The sequence below is a fragment of the Phyllobacterium chamaecytisi genome (assembly GCF_020164455.1).
Lineage (GTDB): Bacteria > Pseudomonadota > Alphaproteobacteria > Rhizobiales > Rhizobiaceae > Phyllobacterium > Phyllobacterium chamaecytisi.
In genome coordinates this window covers 232,438-253,482 of record NZ_JAIQWW010000008.1, presented here as the reverse complement: position 1 = coordinate 253,482, position 21,045 = coordinate 232,438, and the positions used below count along the sequence as shown (strand labels likewise).

19 protein-coding genes are annotated in these 21,045 nt (G+C 56.0%); 7 read left to right on the top strand and 12 right to left on the bottom strand.

Features of this window, described 5'->3' with window-relative positions; translation table 11 throughout:
• Positions 1-35: 35 nt before the first annotated feature.
• From LB462_RS14930 to LB462_RS14900, 7 genes are all read left to right on the top strand, one after another.
• Complete coding sequence (locus LB462_RS14930; RefSeq protein ID WP_224509171.1) at positions 36-965, top strand: carbohydrate ABC transporter permease; 930 nt, start codon at positions 36-38, stop codon at positions 963-965.
• Positions 962-1,795: a carbohydrate ABC transporter permease gene (locus LB462_RS14925; protein WP_224509168.1), complete on the top strand. Its 834-nt coding sequence runs from the start codon at positions 962-964 to the stop codon at positions 1,793-1,795. Before LB462_RS14930 ends, LB462_RS14925 begins: the two co-directional genes overlap by 4 nt.
• Before the next feature lie 38 nt (positions 1,796-1,833).
• Positions 1,834-2,919, top strand: a complete 1,086-nt coding sequence (locus LB462_RS14920; RefSeq protein ID WP_224509165.1) for an ABC transporter ATP-binding protein — start codon at positions 1,834-1,836, stop codon at positions 2,917-2,919.
• 57 nt (positions 2,920-2,976) lie between these two features.
• Entirely contained in the window at positions 2,977-3,969 is a 993-nt protein-coding gene (locus LB462_RS14915; RefSeq protein ID WP_224509162.1) for a Gfo/Idh/MocA family protein, read from the top strand.
• A complete protein-coding gene (locus LB462_RS14910; RefSeq protein WP_224509159.1) occupies positions 3,966-4,838 on the top strand; it encodes an amidohydrolase family protein in 873 nt (290 codons plus the stop codon). Before LB462_RS14915 ends, LB462_RS14910 begins: the two co-directional genes overlap by 4 nt.
• A 346-nt stretch (positions 4,839-5,184) precedes the next feature.
• Positions 5,185-5,544 carry a hypothetical protein gene (locus LB462_RS14905; RefSeq protein WP_224509156.1) on the top strand — a complete coding sequence of 120 codons (360 nt, stop codon included), beginning with the start codon at positions 5,185-5,187 and terminating at the stop codon, positions 5,542-5,544.
• Between the two features lies 1 nt (position 5,545).
• Positions 5,546-6,307 (top strand): type II toxin-antitoxin system VapC family toxin, encoded by a 762-nt coding sequence (locus LB462_RS14900; RefSeq protein WP_224509153.1) that lies wholly within the window; start codon positions 5,546-5,548, stop codon positions 6,305-6,307.
• Between the two features lie 287 nt (positions 6,308-6,594).
• On the opposite strand, the gene cysE is transcribed toward LB462_RS14900, so the two are convergent.
• The 12 genes from cysE to LB462_RS14840 form a co-directional block, all read right to left on the bottom strand.
• A complete protein-coding gene (gene cysE, locus LB462_RS14895; RefSeq protein ID WP_224509318.1) occupies positions 6,595-7,437 on the bottom strand; it encodes a serine O-acetyltransferase in 843 nt (280 codons plus the stop codon).
• A gap of 44 nt (positions 7,438-7,481) precedes the next feature.
• A complete protein-coding gene (locus tag LB462_RS14890; protein WP_224509150.1) occupies positions 7,482-8,336 on the bottom strand; it encodes a 4'-phosphopantetheinyl transferase family protein in 855 nt (284 codons plus the stop codon).
• Positions 8,337-8,462: 126 nt separating this feature from the next.
• The gene (locus LB462_RS14885; RefSeq protein ID WP_224509148.1) at positions 8,463-9,500 is read right to left on the bottom strand and encodes a HoxN/HupN/NixA family nickel/cobalt transporter; all 1,038 of its coding nucleotides are present in this window, start codon (positions 9,498-9,500) and stop codon (positions 8,463-8,465) included.
• Positions 9,501-9,584: 84 nt separating this feature from the next.
• A complete protein-coding gene (locus LB462_RS14880) occupies positions 9,585-10,076 on the bottom strand; it encodes a cupin domain-containing protein (RefSeq protein WP_224509145.1) in 492 nt (163 codons plus the stop codon).
• 65 nt (positions 10,077-10,141) lie between these two features.
• Positions 10,142-11,176 carry a PLP-dependent cysteine synthase family protein gene (locus LB462_RS14875; protein ID WP_224509142.1) on the bottom strand — a complete coding sequence of 345 codons (1,035 nt, stop codon included), beginning with the start codon at positions 11,174-11,176 and terminating at the stop codon, positions 10,142-10,144.
• Positions 11,173-12,090: a DMT family transporter gene (locus tag LB462_RS14870; protein ID WP_224509138.1), complete on the bottom strand. Its 918-nt coding sequence runs from the start codon at positions 12,088-12,090 to the stop codon at positions 11,173-11,175. The genes LB462_RS14875 and LB462_RS14870 overlap by 4 nt, the downstream gene beginning before the upstream one ends.
• Positions 12,091-12,101: 11 nt before the next feature.
• On the bottom strand, positions 12,102-16,151 hold the full coding sequence (locus LB462_RS14865; protein ID WP_224509135.1) for an amino acid adenylation domain-containing protein: 4,050 nt from the start codon (positions 16,149-16,151) through the stop codon (positions 12,102-12,104).
• A 228-nt stretch (positions 16,152-16,379) separates the two neighbouring features.
• Complete coding sequence (locus tag LB462_RS14860) at positions 16,380-17,117, bottom strand: ABC transporter ATP-binding protein (protein ID WP_224509132.1); 738 nt, start codon at positions 17,115-17,117, stop codon at positions 16,380-16,382.
• On the bottom strand, positions 17,114-17,953 hold the full coding sequence (locus LB462_RS14855) for an ABC transporter ATP-binding protein (RefSeq protein WP_224509129.1): 840 nt from the start codon (positions 17,951-17,953) through the stop codon (positions 17,114-17,116). The genes LB462_RS14860 and LB462_RS14855 overlap by 4 nt, the downstream gene beginning before the upstream one ends.
• A gap of 12 nt (positions 17,954-17,965) precedes the next feature.
• On the bottom strand, positions 17,966-18,856 hold the full coding sequence (locus tag LB462_RS14850) for an ABC transporter permease (RefSeq protein ID WP_224509126.1): 891 nt from the start codon (positions 18,854-18,856) through the stop codon (positions 17,966-17,968).
• A gap of 3 nt (positions 18,857-18,859) precedes the next feature.
• Positions 18,860-19,981: an ABC transporter permease gene (locus LB462_RS14845; protein ID WP_224509124.1), complete on the bottom strand. Its 1,122-nt coding sequence runs from the start codon at positions 19,979-19,981 to the stop codon at positions 18,860-18,862.
• 255 nt (positions 19,982-20,236) lie between these two features.
• Positions 20,237-20,887, bottom strand: coding sequence for a GntR family transcriptional regulator (locus tag LB462_RS14840; RefSeq protein ID WP_224509121.1), 651 nt, complete (start codon positions 20,885-20,887; stop codon positions 20,237-20,239).
• Between the last annotated feature and the right edge of the window lie 158 nt (positions 20,888-21,045).

The window sequence follows — 21,045 nt, the reverse complement described above, 5'->3', positions numbered from 1 at the left end:
CGCAAACAGGGCCCCGCAATGAATATGAGGGAACGATGAAAACTGCCATGCCGCCGCAGAATTACGCTCGCGTGAAAACTGCTTGGTTGTTCATAGCGCCAATGTTGATTGTCCTGGCAGCTGTTGCTGCATGGCCATTATTGAATACTGCTTACTATAGTTTAACCAATGCTCGGCTATCTGATCTATCAGATCCAAGTTTCATAGGACTTCGTAACTATCTGAACTACAACGGGTACAGATGGTCCGGTCTTCTCACAAGTCCCATTTGGTGGAAGGCCGTATTAAATACGTTGTGGTTCATGGCTGTCTCGGTCAGCCTCGAAGTGGTCATTGGCTTCGGCGTCGCTTTGGTACTCCACCACCAGTTTCCTGGACGGGGCTTAGCAAGGGTCATATCTCTGATTCCATGGGCTATTCCAGCTGTGGTCTCAGCTCAGATCTGGAGCTGGATGCTCCACGAGCAATTTGGAATAATCAACGATTTTCTTATGGTGATCGGCGCCATCGAGACGCCTATCGCATGGGCTGCCAAGCCAAGTACGGCAATGTGGGCTATCGTTTTCGCAGACGTCTGGGGGACGTTTCCATTCATCGCTCTGCTGATGCTGGCCGCTTTGCAGACACTTCCGGCGGATTTGTATGAGGCCGCAAAGATTGATGGGATTAGTCCTATCAAGGTGTTCTTCAAGATCACGCTGCCTTTAACCATGCCGGCGCTGGTGGTTGCAGTTATCTTCCGTTCTCTTGATGCCCTTCGAATATTTGACCTTGTGTACGTTATGTCCGGACGCAATCCTCAAACAATGACAATTTCCGTCTTCATCAGACAGAGATTGGTTGATTTTCAAGATATAGGAACTGGATCTGCGGCATCAATGCTCCTTTTCATTATTGGAGCGTTGGTCGTGATTATCGCCCTTCTAACACGCACCTTACGCCTTTCTGAGGTCAACGAATCATGACGCGACGCAATTGGGTCAAATCAATTCTGCGGTTGGTAACGGTGTCCCTCATTGTCCTTTATTCTGCATTCCCGTTTTACTACGCAATCGTCTCATCGTTTAGATCTGGCACCGATATTTATAAGCCGGCGTACTTTCCAACTACCTTCAGTTTTCAAAACTACGTTTCAATTTTTAAGAACCAACCATTCGCGCAAAATATAGTGAACTCGCTGATTGTCGCTTCAGCAGTGGTGATTGTTTCGATGGTGCTGGCAGTACCTGCCGCATACGCGCTTGGCCGCGTAAAGTTTCGTGGTCGTCGTCTTATCCTGTTGACAGTACTCGGAACATCGATGTTTCCCCAAATCGCCGTTCTATCGGGGATGTACCAACTGATCCAATCACTAGGACTATACAATTCGCTGGGAGCGCTGATCGTCTCCAATTTGATGCTTACGGTTCCTTTCACCGCCTGGATGCTGACGATATTCATGCGCGAACTGCCAAAAGAGATCGAGGAAGCTGCCATCATTGACGGCGCCGGTCCGGTCAAAATTATCCTTCGCGTGTTCCTGCCACTCCTGTGGCCGGCGATGGCATCGACCGGAATATTGGCGTTCATCGCTGCATGGAACGAATTTCTTTTTGGACTGACCTTCGTCGTATCCAATGAGAATAGAACGGTTCCAGTAGCGATAGCTCTTATCACCGGTACCAATCAAAGAGAGCTTCCGTGGGGTAATATTATGGCGGCTTCGGTCACCGTTACGCTCCCAATCATCATTCTCGTTTTTATATTTCAGCGACGCATTGTTTCCGGACTAACAGCTGGGGCCATCAAAGGCTGAGTGTGATCGCAAGAACAATCTTTTTAGAGGTGGATGAAATGGTAAATTTATCGATCCGAAATCTCGTTAAGCAATTCGGCCAATACCAGGCACTGAATGGCATTAACATTGAAATCGATCATGGAGAACTTGTCGTCCTGGTTGGTCCGTCAGGGTGCGGCAAGTCCACACTACTGCGCATAATCAGCGGGCTCGAAGGCTTTGATGGCGGAGAACTCCTGTTCGATGGTGCCCAAGTGGTTACAAAGCCCCCGAAAGAACGAGGTATCGCACTCGTATTTCAATCATATGCACTCTATCCGCACATGACGGTCTTCCAAAACATGGCCTTCGGGCTTTCTAATTCGCGCTTCTCGAAAGCGGATATCAGGTCGCGGGTCAGCAAGGTTGCCAGAAGCCTTGCTCTTGAGGGCCTCCTTGATCGCCTGCCTAAACAACTGTCCGGCGGTCAACGTCAACGAGTTGCCATTGGCCGCGCAATCGTCAGAGAGCCAAAAGTCTTCCTCTTCGACGAACCACTGTCAAATCTGGACGCCGCACTTCGTTCTCAGATGCGCCTGGAGATCGCTAAACTCCATCAGCAGCTTTCGACGACGATGGTCTATGTAACCCACGACCAAGCCGAGGCCATGACGTTAGCGGACAAGATCGTTGTGATGAACAAAGGCTCGGTTGAACAAATCGGTCGACCATTGGATCTCTATAAAAAACCCGTGAACCTCTTCGTCGCGACTTTCCTTGGTTCTCCTCGTATGAATATTCTCGAGGGTGTTGTCTCGGAACTCCGACCAGATGGCGTAACCTTAGATTTCGCCGGCATTTCGAAGCTTGTTCCAATTTCTGGCGAAGCGGTGAAACAGGGTGACAGAGTTCTCGTGGGCTTACGGCCTGAAGACGTCACAGTTGGTGAGGGTGTGGGTATTTCCGCAAAAGTCGAGATTGTTGAAGAGATGGGGGACCATCACTTGACATATTTAAGCAGCATCTCCGGCCAGAGCATTGTGGTTAAAGGAGCAGGGACTTCACCGAATGTAGTCGGTGATACCCTGTCAGCAGTCCTCGACCCCTCTCGCTGCCATTATTTTGACTCTCGAACCGAATTGGCCCTTCCAGTTCTCAGTTAGGCAAGCCCAACTCAACCTAATTTTCAGTCCCAGCGTGAGGCGGAAAAGGAGCCTTGGATGAATATTTGCATGATTGGTCACGGAATGATGGGCGAATGGCATTCCGAAAGCCTAAAGAGTACTGACGCGCGCCTTCACACGGTTGTGGGACGTCGCCCGGAGCCGACCGAAGCATTTGCTCGCCGGTTCGGCTATGCCGCTTGGTCCGTGGATGCCGACAGCGCAATTGCAAACCCGGAAATTGAGATCGTGGTTGTGGCGGGGCCGAGCGAAACACATGCTTCCATGGCCATGACGGCCCTCCGACACGGCAAACATGTCCTAGTGGAGATACCACTTGCCTTAAATCGCCGTGACTCTGAATCTATTGTCGAAGAGGCGGATAAACAGGGTCTGAAACTTGGTGTGGTCCATCCTATGCGCTACCGCAAAGAGCACATCGCTCTCTTGCAGCGGGTAAGAGCTGGCACCGAAAAAGTGCGGCACGTACAAGCGAGGCTTTTTATGCATCGCCTCCAGAATGTGGGGGCAACCGGATACCAGCGCAGCTGGACCGACAATATTCTATGGCACCATGGAGCACATCTCGTCGACGTCGGCCTATGGCTGACCCATGGGGGCGATTTGTCGTCCGCCCGACGAGACGAGCTGAGCGTTTCTACATTTCAATCACCAAAAGATGGCACCACCGGCATCCCAATGGAGATCGCCATGTTGATCGAAACCCCAAAGGGACAATCGATCGTATGTACCGGGTCGTATTATTCGCGCGAGCGAATCTTCGATGTCTTTGTTGTGACGGATCAAGATTCCTATCGGCTGGACATTCTGCGGGGCTTGTTCGTTACCGGCAGCGGTGAATTGAGAATCGACAGCGAGCAGGAGAATAATGCGCAGGTCGCGCGAGACTTCGTTGAAGCAGTGCGTTTTGACCGAGAACCCAATGTCCCCGGAAGATCAGTGCTTGCTGCGATGGAGATCCTTCAGCGCGCTCAAGACACGTCTGACGCCAAGATAGCCAGTACCCAGAAGCCGGAGCCACTTCCATGAGCCAAGGCACTTCCACTTTAGCACTGCCCGAAGGATCTTGTGATTGCCACGTCCACGTATTCGGACCTCGGGCAACTTTTCCACTGGACAAGCTGGCGCCATACGCGCCAGGGCTTGCCTCATTTGAGGACCTCGCAGCGCGGCAGACAAGGATCGGGCATGATCGGGTCATCGTGGTGCAACCAAGCGTTTATGGGTCGGACAATCGATGCACCATCGATGCGTTGCGCCGATTTCAGGGCGCAGCGCGTGGCGTGATCGTCGTTACCCCGCAAGTAACGCAGACTGAATTGGATGCGTTCAATGACGCCGGCTGCCGCGGAGTGCGTCTAAACCTGGCGGCGGCCGGGGGAATCTCGTTGGCTGATGCGCGAGATCAGCTCAAGCGGACAGCCGATCAGGTCGCGGGTTTAGGCTGGGCTCTCCAAATCTTCGCTAATCTGACAGTTATAGCTGCATTGGCAGCTACAATCGACGAACTGCCCGTCAACGTTATCCTTGACCATTTTGGTCTCGCCAACGCAGCGAAGGGAATTGAACAGCCGCTTTTCTCCGAACTTCTCGACCTCGTTGCCAAGGGCACCTACGTGAAAGTAGCGGCACCTTATTTGGTCTCGAATGAAACGAACTTCACCGACGTGAGAGTCCTTGTTCACGCCTTTCTCCAAGCAAATCCCAATCGGGTTATTTGGGGATCTAACTGGCCACACGCCGTAGGAGGGACTGGGCAGCAAGACAGCGGTGATGTTGCGCCGTTCAGAGATATCGACGACGGCGCTTCTTTGCAACAATTTGCTGACTGGATCGATGATCGCAAGCTGTTGCGCTTGGTGCTCGTCGATAATCCCGAACGCCTGTTTTGGAAATAGGGCCCATAAAAAAGTGTGGGGCAGTGGGTGACTGAACGAAGGCCAAAATGCCACCGTTCAAAATAGACATCACCAAGGTCCGCGCTTGCCAAATCTAATAGAACCGGAGCCAGGCGCAGCAAACTATCGCCCGCTTCCTTTGCGATACGAACTCAATATACCTTGGGACCTCGCGGTTCGACTGGTAGACCGGTCGGTAGGGACTTAAGAGAGCGCGCTATCGTCGTTGCAGTTGCCGCTAGAAGATTGTGGTGGTTGGCTTGTTTTTCTTGTTCCTCGAAATTCCGGCTGATTGTGGTATGTTTAACAAAATTGGCTTTTGTTAAACAGAGGAAGGGACGCCATCATGACTGCCAAGCTAGCCTTCCGCACCCGCCAAGGACGGACAAGTGGAACGACCAAGCGCGTGCGTCGTCCGACCAAGGAACAGCTGCACCGCATTGAAGTGCTGAAACGGCAGCGGGAACGCTTCCAAGCCGTCATTGAGAGCGCGAAGCGGTCCGGACTTCTGGAAGAGAAAACCGGAAGAATTGCAGGACGTGTGAGCGCAGATCTCATCGAAAAAGCGAAGGCCAGGACCGGTTTGACTTCCGATACGGAGCTCGTGGAATTTGCTCTTGCAAGTCTCGCGCTCGAGGACAATTTTGCGGAAACATTCCGCAAAACTCAGGGGACAGTGGATCCATCTCTGAAGCTCGGTTTTTGATTTGGTTGAATTCGATTTTGATGCAGCCGTTCAATGGGCACGGTTCGATCCTAAAAAAACTCTGAGTCATCGCAAGGATGCCAATCTGCCCTTTCTCGGCGAGTCCGCAGAGGCGGGCCCGGACCTTCTTCTCGATACGTGCGTGTACATCGATGGCCTGCAGGGTCGCGCGCCGCGGGTCATCGCCGATATGCTTGCACTCAGACAAGTCAATCACTCGACGATCGCAATTCAGGAACTTATGCACACAGTTGGCGTGCTGGATCCTAATCATCCAGGCACACAGACAGCCGTGAAACAGATTGCTACGACTGTCAAAGATATGCCTCCTCACCGGACATTTGCACCAGATCCAGATGTTTTGGGCAGGGCCGCCCTGCTTTCTGGCATGTTGTGTCGCCTGCAAAGCTACAAATCCGATGCACGTCTTCGCGCTCTTCATGACTGCGTGTTGTTTCTACAGGCTCAAAAGCTTGGCTTTACGGTTCTCATCGGGAATGTCAGTGACTTCGATTATATTCTGCAGCTGATCCCAACCGGGCGCGTCATGCTGTATCGTCAGATCTCACGGGTCGGCTCAGCGTCTTCATTGAGCATCTGGTGCTATTTCGATAGGCGCCAAACCCTGCGTAGTTCGAAGCCTATTTGCAGCAGCAACCGAGAGATTTGTCCAAATATCAGCGATCGTTTCGGCCGCTTGCATCAATTCGTCATCCAACATCATCATGCTGCTCCATCTCCTCCAATATGGTCGAAAGTCTGAGCACCTTTCTCGACCGATCGATACAGACGGGATGCCTGGAATGAGGAGAACTCGGGAAGCTCAAGCGTCTGCAACATTTTCGGCAATTCGCTTTGCCAATTCTGCGCTGTGTCGACCCACTTGCTTTTCTGCCATTTGTCGGGGCGTCCTCGCCGGGTTGCTCTTTCGGTTAGCAACTTGCCAAAGCGTGAGGGTCACCAGCCGGTTTGTCAACGATGCCCTGATTTTCCTGCAGGCGCGGTGGCGGAAAGATCAGAAGCTGCGAACCGAGGTCGTGGGCATCTCAGTCAGATTACGTATTCGGGTCCCGTAATTGACTGCTCCATAGTGATGCCCGGTAAATCGGATTTTGGCCTTCCTACCAACCGCGCCGGCACGCCAGCGACTGAAGTGTGCGCTGCCACCGGCGAGACGACAACGCTCCCCGCACCTACTTTGGCTCCCACTCCGACTTCGATATTTCCGAGTATTTTCGCTCCGGCGCCAATGAGGGCGCCACGGCGAATTTTCGGGTGGCGATCTCCAGTTTCCTTCCCCGTCCCACCCAATGTCACGTCTTGAAGAATTGAAACATCATCTTCCACAACAGCAGTTTCGCCGATCACAAGACCATTCCCATGATCGAGCATAATTCCCTTGCCCATCCGGGCAGCCGGATGAATGTCGATCGCCAAAACTTCCGATATACGGCTTTGAAAATGGCGAGCCAAGTAAACGTCGCTATGGCTCCACAGCCAATGCGCTACCCTGTGCCCCTGTAAAGCCAGAAATCCTTTAAAGTATAGGAATGGTGTGAGAACGTCTGTTGTGGCCGGATCGCGATCGCGGATCGCCTCCAGATCGACCCTTGCGGACGACACGATATGTGGATCCTCTTGAAAGACCCCGCAGGTCAAAGGAAACAAAACTTCCGCGTCAACATCATCGTTTGCGAGTTTCACCGCTATCCGATAAGCAAGTGAACGGGAAAAACTCTGATGGCCGAGAATATTCGAATTCATCGTGCGACCAAGACGCTTGTCATTGTCAACGGCGGCGTGCGCTTCCCGGCACAATATGCTCCAGACTAGCTCGTCATGAGAAACGTCGAGGCCAGCACGAGCCTCGTCTAACGCCGACTTGGGCTGCATCTGATCCAACTCGTGTACCTCCATTAAGCTGCGCTCCTGCTTTTCTACGAACGCCAGAAAGTCCGTCGACGAAATCTCATCTTTATAGGGTTTGACGGCATTCGGTGCGCTCGGTTGCAATTGCCAGGCCAACCGGCGAAGCCGACAGCAGATGCGCCATTGGCAGCGACACAGTAGCTTGTCACTTCAGGAATGGTTTGGGTGGATGCCAGCGCCGCTATATAGCCATCGCGAAGGTCCAGATCCATGCCGTTAACAAAGACCTGCCCATCTGGTTGGTGAAAAAGCCCCTTGAATCGGCAGCCATCGCCAACAAGAACCGATAGAGAGCGAAAATCAAGAGAAAGCCCGGCACCGAGGACCTTCGCCGTTGCCTCTTTCCTGGTCCATGCCCGAAGCAGAAAAGCGGCGTCCCCCGTACGATCGGAAATATAGGCCAATTCAGATTTCGTCAGCGTATCGAGCACGGCGGGAGCGAACGCAGCGCTGTCCTTGATTGCCTCAATATCCACCCCGATGCTCAATGCGCTCGACAGCGCGATCACCGCCAGCTCGCCGGAATGAGAAATGCTGATGCTTGGCCCGTCCGGAACCAACGGTTTGCCGTGAACCGTCCGGGCAATTTCGACTAGCTCAGGCTGCGTTTCAAAAAGGACACCGAGGAGAACCCGCAGCGCACTCCACGCTACCAGAGAGCGATTGCGGTCCATCACATGCTTGTAGCGCTGGGCCCTGCCCCACTCCTCCGCCGTAATCGGCAAACCGCTGCACATTGGCGTTTGACGTGGTACATCAAGGGCGAGGATTGCGTAAAATCGGGGCCGCAACCACTTCACCCTCAGTTCCAAGCCTATGGCCACAACGCTTTCCAGCCAAGGTGCGATAGGATGGTTGAGCATTGCTCGTCAAACCTCCAGCCAAATATGAATGAGACCGCAGCGACTCCCTTTAAGTCTAAGGACCGTTTGCTCTACTAGAAACAGCCGCAGCGCGTTTCTGAAGACCGGCCCGCTGACGGCGCATAATCATCCCACGCGAAGAGTGTCATATCCCTTCGCGCGATATACGACCGTCGACACGATCCAACTCAAGATGAAAATGCCAACAACGGCGTAACCGACGCCGGCCAGGTTGTCGTCAATTCCACCGATATACGTCCAGAAGGCGCCATCGAGACCAAGCTTTTCGATGATGAGCCCGGCGGCTGTGAGCCCGCCGATGAACACTGCCACGACGACGGAAGCTGCGGTGATCGTCAAATTGTACCAAAGTTTGCGGACCGGATTGACAAATGCCCAGCCATAGGCCCCGGTCATTAGGACGCTGTCCGTCGTGTCCATCAACGACATGCCGGCCGTGAATAGCGCAGAAAAAACAAGGATCGTCCAGAATGACATGCCTTGGGCGGCCTGCATCGCCGAGATTCCAAGCAACCCGATTTCCGTTGCCGTGTCGAAGCCAAGGCCAAACAGGAAGCCGATAGGATACATGTGCCAGGAACGGGAAACGACCCGGAAGACTGGTCGAAAGACCCTGGCGATCAAACCACGCCCTGCAAGAAGGGCATCGAGGTCTTCTTCGACGATCTTCTCGCCTCTGCGGACGCGCTTGAACACGGACCAGATACCCTTTAGCACAACGAGATTGGCAATACCGATGATCAGAAGGAACGCCGCCGAAACGATTGTGCCGATAATGCCCCCGATATCGCCGATCTCTTTGAGTTGCATTGCGGCTGCTGTTGCCGCAATGGCAATGGAAGCCAGGACGACGATGCTTGAATGCCCGAGCGAAAAGAAGAAACCGACGGAATAAGGCGCTTTGCCCTCCTGCATCAGCTTTCTCACCACATTGTCGATCGCAGCGATGTGATCAGGATCGAAGGCGTGACGCAGCCCCAACATATAGGCAAGAAACGCAGTGCCCATGAGGGCGGGCCGATCTGCAAACGCGACCCATGCCCAAATCCACGCGGCGATATTCGCGGAAATCAGGAACGCAAAGGTGACTGCGGCTTTGGTCCTGATTTGAAACGGCTTGTCATCGAACGGATTTGGTAACATTTGCTGTCCTTGTAACATCATGGTGAGGCGGATCGGCCGGGGAACTGCCGCCCGCTGCAGGATGATAGTCCAGTTTGAAGGCTGTTAATGGCGGCCCCATCCCGGGACGTCACCGGTATACTCGACCTCAAACTGATCGAAGTCGGCCATAAGGTCGATGAGCTCCTGCTCGGATGCCCGGCGGCCATTGGCATAGAGCGCCGCCAGCCTGCGGAAATATTCCTCGCGATTCTTTCCGGGGCTGAAAAAGATCAGCATCGCCGCTTCCTTGTCGTACGGATTGTGAAAGCCGTGGGGCACGTCCTCGGGAACCTGTATGTAGGTGCCGGCCGGGGCGGCGATATGTTCGCCATCGACATAGATCTCTACCGTTCCTTCGAGGACGTAGAAAGCCTCGAGCTGATGACGGTGAACATGCGGCGATGCGCCGGGCGCACCGGGTTTCATCCGGTGCTCGAACAAGCCGATACGATCGCTCGTTTCCTTGCCGACCGCCTTGAACGTTGTGTGCGTTGTGGTTCCGATCTGAACGGATTCGCCTTCACCGGGAAATAGGGTCTTCGAAAATTGCGTCATGACTTCTTCCTTCCTTGAGTATCGATCAGAATTTCTAATTTCGATGGATCCGCCAGTTTTGCCGACTATGCGCTGAGAAGGGACACGTACCGCTCTCCGGAGTCCGGAAAGATGGTAACGATGCGTCCCTCGTCCGAGGTCGACCTTTGCCGAATTGCTCTGCAGACCTCGGCCACAGCGCCAGATGAAATCCCGACGACAATTCCTGCGGACGCAAGCTTCTTTGCCATTGCCCAGGCATCCTCATCGGCCACCGTGATGATCTCGTCGATCAAGGTACGGTCGGTCGTCCGCGCGACAAAGCCGCCGTTCAGTCCCGGTATGCGGTGGATCCCGCCGGGATTGCCGCTCAGAACCGCCGAGCGCTCCGGCTCTACGGCAACGATCTTGATATCCGGGTTTTGTTCCTTGAGAAATTTTCCGATGCCGCTGATCGTTCCGCCGGTACCAACACCGCAAACAAGGGTATCGATCTTTCCGGCAAGATCGCGCCACAGTTCCGGCCCGGTCGTTTCGTAGTGAGCCAGAACATTGTCCGCATTTTCGTGCTGGCAGGCAAACCATGCCCCCGGCGTCACGTCGCGCAGTTGTTCGGCTTTCTCGATCGCGGCGGTGTATCCCGCCTCGCTTGGTGTCAGCTCCAGCTCCGCGCCAAAAAACTTCAGCAACTCTATTCGTTCCTTCGACGCACTATCCGGCAGAACGATGATACAACGATAGTTGCGCGCCCTTGCAAAACCCGCGAGCGCAATTCCCGTGTTACCCGAAGTGGCCTCGATGACCGTGCCGCCCGGGACCAGTTGCCCACGGGTTTCGGCCCCTGCAAGCATATACCAGGCGATGCGATCCTTGATGCTGGAAAAGGGGTTGTATTTCTCCAGCTTGGCATAGACCCCTCGTCCACCGACGAGGTCCGCCGGCAGTTCAAGGACAGGTGTTGCGCCGATACCGGAGCCGAAGAAGCGGGCCTCTGCGGCGGTTGTGGAGGGCGTCACGTCTTGCCGAAGGCCAGGCCGGGGCGTTTGCGTCGATGCCCTATCGACATGCGGCAGCATCGCACGCGAGGCACTGCTTGATGGAAAAGGTTCTGCGCCACTCATGAGTTATTCACCTTTCCAGACGAAGCTTGCGAGAAAGCGGATGAGGAGATGCGCCCCTCGGCGATTGCCATTCCGATCAAGATGACTGCACCGCCCGCGATCACGTTCCACGATAACGGTTCGAGCAGCAAAACCGCACCGAACAGAACAGCAAACACCGGAACGACGTAGTCGACGGCCGATGCGGTTGACGCCCCGACATCCTGGATCAGTCTGAAATAAAGGATGTTGGCAAAACCGCTGGCAAGCACGCCAAGATAAAGCAGAGACAACAACGGTACAGCGGAGACCGATTCAATCGGGGGCCAGGTGAAGAATGGCACGGCCAGCGCCAGAAGGATGGCCGCCGCAACAAGTTGATTGGCGCCGAGCGTGATTGGGTCCACCTTCAAAGGCGCCAGGAAACGGCCGACATAGGCGTAGCCCACCGCATAGCTCGTCGCTGCCCCAAAACACGCCAGGGCGCCGAGCAGCGAACTTCCCTCCACCTTCCATGGACTGACCACGAGCGCCACGCCGAGAAAACCCAGAATGAAGCCGGTCACCTTGCGCGAGGTTGCCGGCTCGTCGCGCAACGCCAGAGTCGAGATGAAGAGCGTCACCAATGGCGTGCCGCCGATGAGCACGCCCGCCAAACCGGCACTGGCATGCAGTTCGCCATAGCTGAGCAGCAGATAGGGCACGACGTTTGCGAAAATCGAAGAGACCGCAACGTGGAACCAAGCCTTGCCGGTCAGCTTGAAGGACCTTCCCGTAAAGACAATAATCAAAGCGAGCGTGGCCGCTCCGAGGATCAGCCGAAAAAGCACGAGCTGGTTGGGGCTGAAGTCCTCGAGCGCGAACTTGATGAAGGTGAAACTCGCACCCCATATCGCCGCCTGCCCGAAAAACCGCGCCGCAGTTGCCTTTTCCATCTTTTCTCTCCCTATTTTGCGTTTTGGCGTAGGCCGTAGCTTGGCTCTCTGACCAGAAATTTCTGTCGTCCGATGATCTCGGGCTGGTAGACGAGCGCATCCCAGTTGGCCTCCTCCACCGGTTCGAGCGCCACCGAGACCACATTCGGCGCGCAGCCGAAGGCTTTGATGACGGCGGATGCGAGCTCGTCGGCCAAAATCTTTCGGCGACCCTCGTCGATGTGGGCGGGGAAATGCTTGACACTGATATGAGGCATGGAAATCTCCCGATCGGATGAAAGCACGTCGCTGAGAACCTGGGCGAGCGCCATCTGGCCATCGCCACGCAGGATTGAATAATGGTCATGGGAAAGTTCGATGACCTGGCTAAAGCCTTGGCTGCTGCTGGCTGTCTCCAGGAACGAATAGTCGTCCCCTTGCGCCTTGATGAGGGTGATCGGCGCCCGAACCGCACGCTGACTGAGCTCGTCGAAGGTGTATTCGAAGGAGAACGTGGCTTTGACGACGGTGACGATTCGCGCCACCAGCTCGGTCGAAAGATCCTCGAACTTACTCGTGATGAAGTCGATGAAGGCGCGCTCGTCACCGACGCTGGCAAGCAATTGCGCCTCCAGGGGTGAGTTCAGCGTCCCGGCAAACACCGACAAAAGAATACGCAGGAACCGTTCGTCCTCGAAGCGATCAGCCTCGGCTGCCGCCGCGGTTGTCTTTTGCAACGGAGATCCAGGGGCAATGAGAACGATCCTCTCCACCGTTCGACCCAGCTGTTCCAACTGATAAGCAGTTTCGAAGGCCACCCGGGCACCGAACGAATAGCCGATGCACGTAATCGGGCCTGTGGGATCGTGACGCTGAATGAGCTCCACATCCGCCGCCGCCATTTCCTGGATGGTCGTAAACGGGACTTCATCCGGATTGATGCCGTGCGCCTGAACGCCAAGGAACCGATATGAACCTTGATCTGCCGCCTGCGCCAATGATCGAAGGATCATGGGATAGCCTCCCAGTCCCGGCCAGCAATAGATCGGGCTTCCCACTGGTGCCTCATTGAGGCTGACCAGGCGGCTGGCGAGGGCAACCGCACCGGAGCCGATTTCGCTTGCAAGGGCTTCGACAGTCGGCACAGCGAAGAGGGCCTGTATCGGTAGCCTTGTACCAAATCTGGCGTTCAGCCGATTGATGAGCGCCATGGCCGAAAGGGAATTGCCGCCCACGTCGAAAAACGAATCCCGGATCGACAGTTCCTCGTACTCCAGACCCAGAATGTCCTTCCAGATGCCCGCGACCTCAAGCTCGGTTCTCGTGCCGGGCGGGACGATCGGGCGCGCGCTTTCTTCCGCTTCGACCAGATTGCGCAGTGACTGCAGATCGATCTTGCCGCTCGGCATGGTCGGTGTCGTGTCGATCACTTTCACGCGCGAAGGAACCATATATTCGGGTAACAGTTCGCGCAGATCGTCCTTCAGAATTTCCGTCGGCCCGCGCATGTGCACGAGGTCTTCTTCCATGCCGCGGCTTGATCGCTGGGCGGAAGAAATCCCGCCTCCCAGGGCAAAATAGGAAATGGTGCCGTTCCCGGAGAAAAAGTCCTTTCCGATGAGTGCATCCAGCCGGATCGACGTCGCCATCTCGTAGCCCGAAAGCGAACTGTAGCCCGACGACATCAACCCGATCTCGGGGTCGCTGGTTTGCAGGCGGTGGAGAAAGCGGCCGAGTTCGACAAAACCTTCCCATCCGGATTGCTTCGCAACGATCAAAGCTATGCCAAAGGTCGACCGGTCGAAGACCGCCTGATTGATGGCAATGACGTCCTTGCGGCGAATGATGGGATCACCGATGGGCGTCAGCTTGTCGCTATCCAGTCCATACGTACCGGGTTTAACGCCATCCGGGGTCTCTTCGTGGATCTGAACAAGGGCGAGGGACTTGACGAGCGGCTCTGGCACAACCGGCCGAGCCAATTTGACACTGAGAGTGTGGAGGTAGTCTTCGGCACTGAAAAGCTCCGCCGGGGCGGAATGCGGCGGCGCCGCCCTGGCCGGGTAGAGACCGTGCTCGACTGCGACTTCCTCAAGAAGCCCCAGCATGTGCCCCGCTTCGAGGTGAAGAACCTCGTCCACATTTGTCGAATAGACTTCCCGGATACGGCTGCGCTTGCCATAAACGTGGAGGCGAATACCGACATCCGATGGCGTCAATGGCGAAACGTGGGTCAATGTATGGTCTGCCGGGTGGAAGTAATACAGGCCCGGCGAGAGGCCCTCCACACCATAGGCTTCCACAAAGATTTGCGATGCGTTCAATGCACCTGGAGAAGCGTAGGCGTATTTGGGTAAAAGGCGTGTATCGCTGGAGAACGGGCCAAACCAGCGCAAGATTCGCCCTATCAGAGTTTTATCAAGTTTCGCGTCATGAGTGCTGCCTGGCAGCGGAGGACGTTGCGCACTGCGTATAGCCTCTACGATCTGATCGCCGCGGACCCGCGTCCTGAAATTGCGATAGGTTTTGCGCGCAAATGCCCGTGTCGCGATATCCTCTGGGGCCTCGCGGGATGGCAGGCTTACGATATTTCCGTCAAGCTCGTCCGCCAAACGGAACGCGCCGTTCGAAAGCTGCGCGTTGACCTGGCGGCGGCTAGCCTTGGATTTGTGATGGCTGCCGGAGATGTTCTGGTCCATCAGGGCCGCTTCGGTTTCATCCAACTCGACGAAAGCGGCCAATTGCGGGGTGCCGCGACGGGTTTGCCAGGGAACAACCGTCGCCCTTCGGATCCAGCGATGGTTCTCGATCGCCAGCCGGATCTCGTCCAGTTCGATGCGATGGCCGCTGATCTTGACTTGATTGTCGACGCGGCCAAGGAAACCGACGACCCCATCGGCGGCGCCCTTGATCGCAAGATCCCCGGTTCGATATACGCGGCGCTTGCGCCCCTGCGCGTCGACCAACATCGTGAATTTAGCCGCGGTCAGCTCCGCATTGCCGATGTAGCCACGGGCCAGCTGGGGTCCGGTAATGCAAAGTTCGCCAACTTCGCCATCCGCAAGTTCCCTCGCACCATCGCAAACAATGAGGTCTGTATGGTAGACCGGGAATCCGATCGGCAGGACGCGGTCGGTATCATCAAGTTCGTCGGCTCTGACAGTGTAGGCAGAGACATTAATGGTGGTCTCTGTCGGCCCGTACAAGTTAACCAGGCTTGCTGAGGGGTGAACACGGATGAGATTGCGCGCAAGACGCGACGTCAGGGCCTCCCCGCCGCTAAATATCTGGGCAAGGCTTAAATCCTGAAATCCGTCCGTTTCCAAAAGAGCCATCCAAAGTGTCGGCACACACTGCAGCGTTGTGACCGCATGGCGTTTGGCGGTTTCGACGAGTCTGGATGGGTCGCGGTATGTGCCGATGCCGGCCATGACGACGGTTGCGCCAAGAGCGATACTAAGGATTTCCCATTGGGCCGCATCGAAGCTGAAGGGGGTCTTTTGCAAAATCCTGACGTCTTCGTTGATGCCCATGGCGTCACGCAACCAATCGAGTTGGTGCGCAATGCTCCCATGCTCGATCGCCACGCCTTTGGGCTTGCCCGTGCTTCCCGATGTATAGATGACGTAGGCAAGGTTGTTCGATCCGGCGTAACCGTCCTGTTCGGCATCGTCGCTCCCACCTTCCAGACAATCCTCAATACGGACAATTGCACCTTGGGCGGACTGGATTGTCCGTGCATCGCTCTCCAGGAGTGCCGTCGTGAGGATGATCCTGGCACCGGAATCCTCAAGAGAATATCGCAGCCGGACGCTCGGATACTCCGGAGACAACGGCAGGTACGCTCCACCCGAGCGAAGAACAGCCCAGATCGCAATCTCGAGTTCGAGCGAGGAATCGACAAAGACGCCAACAACGGCGTCGGCTTTGACGCCATGATTGCGCAAATGGGCCGCGACCTGTCCGCTGCGACGCCAAAGCTCGGCAAAAGTCAGCGAACCAGAATCCGAGGAGACGGCAACTCGATCCGGATGTCGCAGAACCTGCTCTTTCAGTTGCTGTATGAGTGTGGATTTTGTCATCTCAATACCGCCCGTTTCGAATGAGCATATCCAAGCAGATTGATATCAATCTTGATAACAATTAACTGCCCATTCTTGATGCGAGATGGAAATAAATTGCTCTTTTCGATCTGTGGGACGCACGGTTTTTGAGCGCACTGCCTAAAGCGTAATCACCGAACGTCGCCTTAGAAGGACTTGAAAGACTGGACCTGCGGAGCGACACGTTCACGACAAGGCACGAAGATTCTAATCTCGCGAAAAGGGCAACAGCAGCTTGCGGTAGCTTTCCTCTTTTGCTTTGCCGCGCAATTCATCGCGCGTGGTGCGTCCGACGATCTTTCCGGCGGCCATCACCATGATCCGCTCGCACAACTGTGCGACAACCGCGAGATCGTGACTTATGAGGAGGTAGGAAATCTGCCGCTCGTCGCGCAATTCGGCGAGCAGGTTGAGGATCTCCGCTTGCACCGACACATCGAGCGATGATGTCGTCTCATCCAGCAGTATTATCCTTGGCTCGACCAGCAGAGCGCGCGCAATGCAAAGACGCTGCCGCTGCCCTCCCGAAATCTGACCGGGAAACCTGAACCGGATGGAATGCGGCAGACTGACCGCTTCGAGCACGTCGGCGATGCGCTTGTCCTGCCTATCGAAGCGATGAATGATCAACGGTTCGCGCAGGATTGTGTCCACGGTGTGCGCCGGGTTCAGCGCTGCCGCTGGATCCTGAAAAACGATCTGCAGGAGACGGCGATCGGCATAGGTTCGCCGGGCATTGAGTTTGCTACCGAAAACTTCGATGTTTCCCAACCAGGTATCGTAGATGCCCGCAATGCATTTCAGCAATGTGCTCTTGCCACAGCCGGATTCCCCGACGATGCCGAGACTTTCCCCATGCTCGAGCGTCAGCGAGACCGTGTCGACGACCAGCGACGCCCCCAAACGGATTGACAGCCCGTCAAGGGAAAGAGCCTGCGGCGTCATCGGGCCCACTCCGGATCACGGTTGAGGATCGGCAGACGCTGGCCGGGGTGATCCAGGGATGGCACGCACGCGATCAGTCCGTGCGTGTAGGGATGTCGCGCGCTCCCGTATCCCTGCCCTGCGGCGAACGTTTCCACGGTACGGCCTGCATACATGACCATGATCCGGTCGGCGAAGCCGGAGACAAGTTCCAGGTCGTGGCTGATGAGGATAAGACCCATACCCCGCAACCGGACCTGCTCGTCGATCAGTTCGAGGATGCGCCTTTGAACGACCGCATCGAGGGCGGACGTGGCCTCATCGGCTATCAGGATGTCTGGCCCACCGGCGAGCATCATCGCAACCATCACGCGTTGCGCCATCCCGCCCGAGAGTTCGTGGGGATAAAGATCGAACACCCGCCGCGGATCGCGGATGTGCACTTCGTCGAAAAGCGTCTCTACCGCATTGCGCATGTCGTGCCGCCGGGTCCGTCGATGCATGCGGAGCATCTCGCCGACCTGGCGCCCAGCGGTCTGCACCGGATTGAGGCCTTGCCTTGGATCCTGAACCACCATCGCAATGCGATGGCCGCGAACTGCACTGAGCTCGCGACCCGAAAGCGACAGCAGATCCGTCTCACCGAAGCGGGCATGCCGCGCCGAAACGATTGCATTGTGCCCGGCAAGGCCGATCAGCGAGCGGACCGTCATCGATTTTCCCGATCCCGACTCGCCCACAATCGCCAGACGCTCGCGACGAAGTGTGAAGCTGACGCCCTTCACGGCCTCGACATAGCCGTCGGAGGTGCGAAAGCCGACCTGAAGATCACAAACGTCGAGCAGGGAACCGTGCAATTTCATCTCCTCTCAAGCCCGCGGATCGAAAAGATTGCGCAACGCATCGCCGAGCAGATTGAAGCCAAGGGCAAAAACCAGGATTGCAATTCCGGGCATCGTCGAGACCCACCACGCCTCGAATATGACATCCCTGCCCTCGGCGACCATTGCACCCCATTCTGGTTGCGGAGGCGGCACGCTGGCCCCCAGAAACCCCAGTCCTGAGGTTATGAGAATGATGCTCGAGGCATCGAGTGTGGCACGGACGATTGCCGAAGGCAGGCAAAGCGGTAGAACGTGTGTGAGCATGATGCGGATACGCGAGGCGCCAAGCACCTGCGCGGCCTGCACGAATTCGGATCGCCGGATTACCACGGCCTCAGCCCGGGCGATGCGGGCATAGGAAGGCCACCCTGTCACTGCGATCGCGACGATCGCCGCCCCGATGCCGGGGCCAAGCGTGACCGCTACGGCAATCGCCAGAATAAGGCGCGGAAACGCCATGAACACATCACAGAGCCGCATAAACGGCGTGTCGAGCCGTGCGAACAGCCCGGAAGCAATGCCGATCAGGACGCCCAGCGGCGTCACGATCGCCAGAACCGAGGCAACAATGGCGAGCGTCGGCCGCGCGCCTGACACAACGCGCGAAAAGATATCGCGTCCGAGCATGTCGGTCCCGAACCAGTGGACCGCAGACGGCGGTTGCAAACGGTCGTTGAGGATCTGGAAACCGGGATCCTGGACCGGCAACACCGGTGCGAGGGCCGCAACGCCCACCATCACCAAGACAACGAGCAGACCGATGACCGCGATCGGATCGCGCAGCACCGCCCTGATATCGCGTGCGACCCTTCCCAGTTGCGCCTGGAGCGGGGTATTGGGACTATTGTCGAAAAGCCATTCCTTGACTGCGCCCATACGTCAGGCCCGCGTACGCGGATCGACGCGCGTTTGGGCGATTTCCGCCACCATGTTCAGCACCATGAATATGGTACCGATGATCAACGTTGCCGCCAGCACAGCACGCATATCAGACGCCATCAGGGACTGAGTGATGTAGAGTCCGAGTCCAGGCCAGGCGAACACTGTCTCCGTCAACACCGCTCCTTCGAGCAGATAGGCGTAGCTCCAGGCGATAACGGCAAGGAGAGGACCCGCCGCGTTAGGCAAGGCATGGCGCCACAATACATTCGTTTCAGACAGTCCCTTCAGCCGTGCGACGTTGATATAGTCCTGGCGATACTGCCACAGCAGCAACCCGCGAGTGGTGCGGGCTATATCGCTAAAGACAACCAATCCCAACAGCAAGGCAGGAAGGGCTATATGCGAAACCGCATTGCAGAATGCTGCCGCGTTGCCACTGATCGCTGTATCTACCAGAACAAGGCCGGTCACTCTGGGGACCGTATACTGATAGACGATGTCAAGCCTTCCCGGTCCCCCTACCCAGCCGAGATGCGCATAAAACAAGAGCAGCCCCACCAATCCCATCCAGAAGATCGGTATGGAATTTCCAAGGATTGCGATCAGCCGCACGAGATTGTCCGGCCACCTGCCGGAGAATCGGACCGCCAGCAATCCAGTTGGAACACCCAGCCCTACACCGAGCGCGATTGCCACGGTCGCCAACTCGATCGTCGCGGGTAGAAAGCGGCCGATGTCCTCTACGACGGGATTTCCGGTTGTCGTGGCAACACCGAAATCTCCGCGCGCCATGTCCAGGCCGAACAGGACAAACTGCTCGGCTATCGGTTTGTCCAGATGCATCTCACGACGCACTTTTTCGTATAGTTCTTGCGGCGCATGATCCCCGATCACGGTCAGAACAGGGTCTGTGGGTAGCAATCGACCAATGGCGAAGACGACAAAAAGGAGGCCCAGCAGAACGACGCCCGGAACCACTGCCGCCGATGCCAGCCTGCCGGCAAATGCGGTGCAGTATCGCAAAGGTCCGGTTAAAGCGCGCAAAGCGAACGGCGAAGTGCCCGAGTCTCGAAAAACGGCGCGGCGCAACGCAGACACTGCCGGGATCTCTTCCGTCATCGAGTTGCACCCCTGCGATCACACCTGACCAACGACAACCAGTCAGGTTGCCGAAGCTTAAGCAACAATTCCACACCAAGGGCTATATTGCTAACAATATTGATTTCACTATTTGCGGATCTGGAGAATTATCTCCTGCGACAAGCCCAGGAATCGAAACTTTTGCAGCATGCGGCGAAGTCCACAGACTTGCGCACCGATCATCTTCATCCAACGCCTTCGCAGCAGGCAAGCGCTCCAGGAAAGCAGAAAGCTTCAGGCGTTCACGCGAGCCAGGTTCTGCTCCAGGGCCTTTGCAACATTGTTGAGGTGCTCGAGCATTGCCTTTCCGGCACGCACACCATCAGCGGCGCAGATCGCAGCGACAATTTCCTCCAGCTCCTGGATGGATTGTTTGATACGGCCCGGGAACAAAACTGTTTGAAACCGGAAGCGCGCGATCTGCGCATTTAACGTTGCGACGATGCGGTTTGCGGTCGAAAGAGCGGCGATGCGCCGAATCTCGGTGTGAAGTTTGTTTATCTCATGCAAATATTCAACATAGGCTTCCTCGGCACGGGCCTGCTTGATTGCTGTCAAAATCATCTTAAGGCGCTCGCAATCATCTGCGGTCGCCTTGGCGGCAGCGTTGCGTGCAATGAGCGTCTCAAGCGACGCAAAGGTTTGAAGGATTTCAACCGCCTCCTTGTCGCTGATCACACGGACGCGCGCACCCTTGTTGCGCTCGACTTCAACGAGGCCTTCTTGATCCAGCTTCCCAAGCGCCAGCTTCACATTGACCCGATTGACGCCCAACCACTCTGCCAATTCTATCTCAGGAAGCCGCTGACCCGGGAGAAAATGCCCTGTCTCGATCGCCTTGCGCAGCTTTGCCACCGGATCGTTCTGTCGTTTGGAAACCCTCACCACCTTTAATCTCTTTCCTTTCAATTGCATGAATAACGGGTCGACACCCCGCCGACCTGTCACTGTTTGTGACAAATCGGTGAATGCGCCACCATTCGCCCCGAACCGAATATTTGGCATACAATATTGCCACCAATCGCGCGAGCAAGAGGATAATT